Origin of the sequence: Streptomyces sp. NPDC059037, from assembly GCF_042740015.1 — a bacterium.
In the GTDB taxonomy this organism is placed as follows: Bacteria; Actinomycetota; Actinomycetes; order Streptomycetales; family Streptomycetaceae; genus Streptomyces.
In genome coordinates, this window is record NZ_JBHYIG010000287.1 from 1 (window position 1) to 5,669 (window position 5,669).

6 protein-coding genes are annotated in these 5,669 nt (G+C 70.2%); 3 read left to right on the top strand and 3 right to left on the bottom strand.

Going from position 1 to position 5,669, the window contains the following annotated elements; all coding sequences use genetic code 11:
• Positions 1-163 precede the first annotated feature (163 nt).
• The gene (locus ACFWY6_RS37860; protein ID WP_360770732.1) at positions 164-1,321 is read right to left on the bottom strand and encodes an acyl-CoA dehydrogenase; all 1,158 of its coding nucleotides are present in this window, start codon (positions 1,319-1,321) and stop codon (positions 164-166) included.
• A 200-nt stretch (positions 1,322-1,521) separates the two neighbouring features.
• Between ACFWY6_RS37860 and ACFWY6_RS37865 the strand changes: the two genes are divergently transcribed.
• Positions 1,522-2,865 (top strand): UDP-glucose dehydrogenase family protein, encoded by a 1,344-nt coding sequence (locus tag ACFWY6_RS37865; RefSeq protein ID WP_384700330.1) that lies wholly within the window; start codon positions 1,522-1,524, stop codon positions 2,863-2,865.
• Positions 2,866-3,016: 151 nt separating this feature from the next.
• Here the strand turns inward: ACFWY6_RS37865 and ACFWY6_RS37870 are convergent, their stop codons facing one another.
• The gene (locus ACFWY6_RS37870; RefSeq protein WP_384700332.1) at positions 3,017-3,544 is read right to left on the bottom strand and encodes a CGNR zinc finger domain-containing protein; all 528 of its coding nucleotides are present in this window, start codon (positions 3,542-3,544) and stop codon (positions 3,017-3,019) included.
• Between the two features lie 100 nt (positions 3,545-3,644).
• Between ACFWY6_RS37870 and ACFWY6_RS37875 the strand changes: the two genes are divergently transcribed.
• Both ACFWY6_RS37875 and ACFWY6_RS37880 read left to right on the top strand, forming a co-directional pair.
• Positions 3,645-4,013 carry a VOC family protein gene (locus ACFWY6_RS37875; RefSeq protein WP_384700334.1) on the top strand — a complete coding sequence of 123 codons (369 nt, stop codon included), beginning with the start codon at positions 3,645-3,647 and terminating at the stop codon, positions 4,011-4,013.
• A 33-nt stretch (positions 4,014-4,046) separates the two neighbouring features.
• Complete coding sequence (locus tag ACFWY6_RS37880) at positions 4,047-4,316, top strand: hypothetical protein (RefSeq protein ID WP_384700336.1); 270 nt, start codon at positions 4,047-4,049, stop codon at positions 4,314-4,316.
• On the opposite strand, the gene ACFWY6_RS37885 is transcribed toward ACFWY6_RS37880, so the two are convergent.
• The gene (locus tag ACFWY6_RS37885) at positions 4,264-5,397 is read right to left on the bottom strand and encodes a dipeptidase (protein WP_384700338.1); all 1,134 of its coding nucleotides are present in this window, start codon (positions 5,395-5,397) and stop codon (positions 4,264-4,266) included. The two genes, ACFWY6_RS37880 and ACFWY6_RS37885, sit on opposite strands and share 53 nt — an antisense overlap.
• Between the last annotated feature and the right edge of the window lie 272 nt (positions 5,398-5,669).

Sequence of the window (5,669 nt, forward strand, 5' to 3'; positions counted from 1 at the left end):
ATTGATCCATAATTTGGTTCGGTGCTTGGCCGCTCCCCGTGTTTCGGGGGGTGGGCCCCAGGGGCGCTTTCCCGGCTGGCCACGGTCGCCCGCGGGTTAGGGCTTTCGCCCCCGCCCCGGGGAAGGGGCGAGGGCGACCGGACGTACGTGAAAGCGCCGCAGGCTACGGCAGGTTGCGGGCCATCACGATCCGCTGAACCTGATTCGTGCCTTCATAAATCTGCGTGATCTTCGCGTCGCGCATCATCCGCTCGACGGGGTAGTCACGGGTGTAGCCGTAGCCGCCGAGCAGCTGGACGGCGTCCGTGGTGACCTCCATCGCGACGTCCGACGCGAAGCACTTCGCCGCCGCGCCCTGGAAGGTGAGGTCGGCGTCGCCGCGCTCGGACTTCGCCGCCGCCGCGTACGTCAGCTGACGTGCCGCCTCGATCTTCATGGCCATGTCCGCGAGCATGAACTGGATGCCCTGGAAGTCCGCGATCGGCTTGCCGAACTGCTTGCGCTCCTTGACGTACCCCTTGGCGTAGTCGAGCGCGCCCTGCGCGATGCCGAGTGCCTGGGCCGCGATCGTGATGCGGGTGTGGTCCAGGGTCTTCATCGCCGTGGCGAAGCCCGTGCCCTCCTCGCCGATCATGCGGTCGGCGGGGATGCGAACGTTGTCGAAGTAGACCTCGCGGGTCGGCGAACCCTTGATGCCGAGCTTCTTCTCCGGGGCGCCGAAGGAGACGCCCGGGTCCGACTTCTCGACGACGAAGGCGGAGATGCCCTTCGAGCGCTTGGTCGGGTCGGTGACGGCCATGACCGTGTAGTACTCGCTCACACCCGCGTTGGTGATCCAGCGCTTCACGCCGTTGAGGACCCACTCGTCCCCGTCACGGACGGCCTTCGTCTTCATGCCGGCCGCGTCCGAGCCCGCGTCGGGCTCGCTCAGGCAGTACGAGAACATGCCGTCGCCCTTGGCGAGCGGCGACATGTACTTCTTCTTCAGCTCCTCGGAGCCGGAGAGGATCACGGGGAGGGAGCCCAGCTTGTTCACCGCGGGGATGAGAGAGGACGAGGCGCAGACCCGTGCCACCTCCTCGATCACGATGACCGTGGCGAGCGCGTCGGCGCCCGCGCCGCCGTAGCTCTCCGGTACGTGCACCGCGTGCAGGTCATTGGCGACGAGGGCGTCGAGCGCCTCCTGCGGGAAGCGGGCCTCCTCGTCGACGGCCGCGGCGAACGGTGCGATCTTCGCCTCGGACAGCGAACGGATCGCGTCGCGGAGCATGTCGTGCTCCTCGGACGGGCGGTACAGGTCGAAATCAGCCGATCCGGCCAAGGTCTCTCACGCTCCAAGGACGCTAATTACCGTTAAGTAACCCAAATTTTAGTGGTCGGCCCACGGGACGGATACGTGAGCTTTCTGACAGCGGGCAGTGAGCGGGCAATAAGGGGGTGGCAATGGCGGGAACGTGCCCCGCCAGAGGCCCGACTATGCTCGGGCACCGCACTGACGGCCGTAGACCCCTGGAGCACCGCATGGCCCTCAAGATCACCGTGATCGGCACCGGCTATCTCGGCGCCACGCACGCCGCGGCCATGGCCGAGCTCGGCTTCGAGGTGCTCGGGCTCGATGTCGTGCCCGAGAAGATCGAAATGCTGCAGCGGGGCGAGGTCCCGATGTACGAGCCCGGCCTGGAGGAGCTGCTTCGCAAGCACGTCGCCGGGATCGAGGGGTCGAGCGGGCGCCTGCGCTTCACCATGGACTTTGCGGAGGTCGCCGCGTTCGGCGACGTCCACTTCGTCTGCGTGAACACTCCGCAGAAGCACGGCGAGTACGCCTGTGACATGAGCTACGTCGACAGCGCCTTCGCGCAGCTCGCCCCGCATCTGACGCGGCCCGCCCTTGTCGTCGGCAAGTCGACCGTGCCGGTCGGTTCCGCGGACCGCCTCGCGCGCGAGCTGGCCGCCGCCGCCCCGGTGGGCGCGGAGGCGGAGCTGGCCTGGAACCCGGAGTTCCTGCGGGAGGGCCTCGCCGTGCAGGACACGCTGCACCCGGACCGCATCGTCGTCGGCGTACGCAGCGCGCACGCGGAGAAGCTGCTGCGCGAGGTGTACGCGGGGCCGGTCGGCGAGGGCTCGCCCTTCGTCGTGACGGACTTCCCGACCGCCGAGCTCGTGAAGACCTCCGCGAACTCCTTCCTCGCCACGAAGATCTCCTTCATCAACGCGATGGCGGAGGTCTGCGAGGCGGCGGGCGGCGATGTCGTGAAGCTGGCGGAGGCGCTCGGGTACGACGACCGGATCGGCAAGAAGTTCCTGCGGGCCGGGATCGGCTTCGGCGGCGGCTGCCTGCCGAAGGACATCCGGGCGTTCATGGCGCGGGCGGGGGAGCTGGGCGCCGACCAGGCGCTGACCTTCCTCCGCGAGATCGACTCCATCAACATGCGGCGGCGCGGCCAGATGGTCGAGATGGCGCGCGAGGCGCTGGGCGGCGGGTCGTTCCTGGGCAAGCGGGTCGCCGTCCTCGGCGCCACCTTCAAGCCCGACTCGGACGACGTCCGTGACTCGCCCGCGCTGAACGTGGCCGGGCAGATCCACCTCCAGGGCGGTCAGGTCACGGTGTACGACCCCAAGGGCATGGCGAACGCCCGCCGCCTCTTCCCGACGCTGGGGTACGCGGAGACCGCGGTGGACGCGGTGCGCGGCGCGGACGTCGTCCTCCACCTGACGGAGTGGCGCGAGTTCCGTGAGCTGGATGCGGAGTCGCTGGGCGAGGTGACTTCGGCGCGGCTCATTCTGGACGGGCGCAATGCGTTGGACCCTGCGGTATGGCGTGCCGCCGGCTGGACGTACCGGGCCATGGGCCGCCCGGCGGCCTGAATTTCAAGACCGCCGCTTCGCGGCGGATTCTTCCCGCCCGCCCACCCTGTCGGTAGGTCTTCCAGCCCGGCCGCAGCTCTTTCAGCCCGCCGAGGGGGTCCCCCCTGCTCTTTAAGAGCTTGGGGGAGTTTGAGGGCGAACTCGCCGGAGGCTACCCCGCACCCCCCGGCCCACCCTTCCGCGCCCGATAAGCCCGCATCTTCGCCCGAGCCCCGCACACCCCCATGTCGCACCACCGGCTCCGCCCGGCCGGGCTTCGGTCGTAGTACGCCCAGTGGCAGTCCGATGCCTCGCAGGCCTTGAGGCGGCCCCACGTCCCGGCGGCGACCGCCTCCGCGATGGCCGCCGCCACGCGGGAGGCGAGGGTGGCGGGCTCCGCGGGGGTCAGTGACGCCGAGCCGTCGTCTTCCGACACCGTCACCAACAGCGGCGCCCCCGCGAGGAGTTGGGAGAGCGGCGGCACGGAGGCGTGCGGTCCGTGCCCCGCGTGGGCCAGGCACGCCACCCGCAGGGACTCCCGCAGCTCCTGCGCCGCCACCGTCTCCGCCCCGGCAGCGAGCCCGAAGGGGGCCCGCCCCTCCGCCGTGTCCAGCGCGTCCGCGCCCGACTCCAGGTCCAGTGTGTTCACCAGCGCCTGGACCAGCGTGAGTCCGCCGGGAGCGGGTGCTCTGTCATTCATGCTTGCGACGTTACCTCCATTGCGGGAGTATGGAGTAACCGTTACCCGATGAGAGCCTGTAAGGGTAACTCGTGCTCGTAACTCGAACCGGGAGAGACTCATGCCACTCGCCAAACTCGGCGTCGTCGTACTCGACTGTCCCGACCCCCTCGCCCTCGCCGGCTTCTACGCCGCCGTCCTCGGCGGCACCCCCAAGGACGACGGCGACGGCTGGGTCGACCTCGAAGGCCACGACGGGACGCCCCTCGCCTTCCAGAAGGCGCCCGGCCACGTCCCGCCGCAGTGGCCGTCGGCCGACCGCTCGCAGCAGTTCCATCTGGACCTCACCGTGGAGGCCGCGGAGATGGACGCGGTCGAGCGCGAGGTCCTCGCGCTCGGTGCCACCGCGCTGGAGGCATCGGACCGCAGCCGCAGCTTCCGGGTGTACGCGGACCCTGCCGGGCACCCCTTCTGCCTCTGCGCCTGCTGAGAGAGCGGCCAACTCACCGAGTTCTACGGCCACTTGCTCGGCGGGATCATCACCCACGCCGACTCGCGGCAGATCCACCTGGACTTCGACGCGGGGCCGACCGTCCAGGACATCGAGCGCGACTTCCGCGTGTACATCGAGCGCGACTTCCGCGTGTACATCGAGCGCGACTTCCGCGTCTACGCCGATCCGGCAGGGCATCCCTTGTGCCTCTGCCGGATCAGCCATGACGATGACGGGAGCGAAGGTGTCAGCCGGCGGCCGCCTGGCGGCGCTGCCTCTCCCGCGTCGCCCGCGCGGTGAAGTCCGCGCCGCGCAGCGCCCGTTGGACGTTGCCCCAGGTCAGCATCGCGAGCTCAGTATCCGGCCAGCCGCGCTCGATGAGCTCGGCGATGAGATGCGGATAGCGCGAGACGTCGGCCATGCCCTCGGGGTGCGTGGCCGTGGTGTCGTACATGCCCGAGAGGCCGACGCACTCCGGGCCCGCGAGACGGCGTACGTGATCGAGGTGGTCCGCGACCTCTCCGATCGAGGAACCCGTCTGCTCGGCCGCGAGCGGCACCAGGCACAGGGCCTTGGCCTCGCCGAGCGTGGTCAGCAGGCCGTCGGAGAGGTTCCCGGGGGCGTCGCGCAGGGCCAGGGCCCCCGAGCGCACGAAGAGCGCCGGCGCCCTGGAGAGGATGAGCACCCGGCGCGCCGTGGCCTCGGAGGCTTCGGAGAGGTTGGGGAGTACCCCGAGCCGGTTCAGCTCGCGGACGACCTCCTCGCCGAACGGGCTCAGGCCGTCGGGCCCCGCCCATGGCGTGCCGGAGAGCGTGAGCGAGCACAGACCGAGGTCGTGCAGCGCCCGCAGCGTGGCCAGTGAGTCGCCGATCGCCGCGGCGCGCGCCGGGCCGATCAGGGTGGCGATGCGGCCGCAGTGGCGGGCGTCGACCGCCTCGGACGCCGTGCGGGCGAGCCGCAGTCCTTCGGGGTGGTCGTCGACGATGTGCTTGATGCGGTCGAGCTGTTCGAGGGTCACGACCAGGGCGTGGTCACCGCTGAGGTTCTCCGGGACGTGTGCGGACCAGAACTGCGCCCCGACACCGCCCGCCCGCAGCCGGGGCACATCGGCGTCCACCCCGCTTTCGCCGAGCTCCAGGTCGTACCAGGGCAGTTCGCGCAGCGCCCAGGGCAGTCCGCTGTAGCCGTCGGCGACGGGGTGGGCAGCGAGCAGCGCGCGGGCATGCCGGAGCGGGTCCGGCAGGGGGTCGGGGTCTGATGCGGAGGCCGCTTCAGGGACGGTTATGGCGGGTTGGGCGGGCTCCGCGGAGGGCTCCGTGAAGGGCTGATCCAGCTCTCCGGCCTCGGCGGTGGTGATGAGTTCGACCTGCAGGTCTGCCATGGCATTGCTCCGGACTTCAGGGTGGCAGTCGATTTCACCGTGACACGCGGGAGCTGCGGCTTCGCGGCAGGCGAAGCATTCGGGGTACGAGCAAGTCCGCCGGTACGCGAAGCCGGCGCGCGAAGCCGGTACGCGAAGGGGCCCCCCCGGTGCACCGGCCGGGCCCCCGCCCACCTAAGCGCGAGTCGACTCACTCCCCCCGCCACGGGCACTAGGCCCCGGCCGGCACCCAATCGTGGTTTTTGAGCTCCGAGAACAAATTCTTTACCGTT

Excerpts from the sequence above, each read along its gene's own strand:
- ACFWY6_RS37885 (WP_384700338.1), bottom strand. The coding sequence starts at position 5,397 with ATGGCAGACCTGCAGGTCGAACTCATCACCACCGCCGAGGCCGGAGAG.
- ACFWY6_RS37870 (WP_384700332.1), bottom strand. The coding sequence starts at position 3,544 with ATGAATGACAGAGCACCCGCTCCCGGCGGACTCACGCTGGTCCAGGCG.
- ACFWY6_RS37875 (WP_384700334.1), top strand. The coding sequence starts at position 3,645 with ATGCCACTCGCCAAACTCGGCGTCGTCGTACTCGACTGTCCCGACCCC.
- ACFWY6_RS37865 (WP_384700330.1), top strand. The coding sequence starts at position 1,522 with ATGGCCCTCAAGATCACCGTGATCGGCACCGGCTATCTCGGCGCCACG.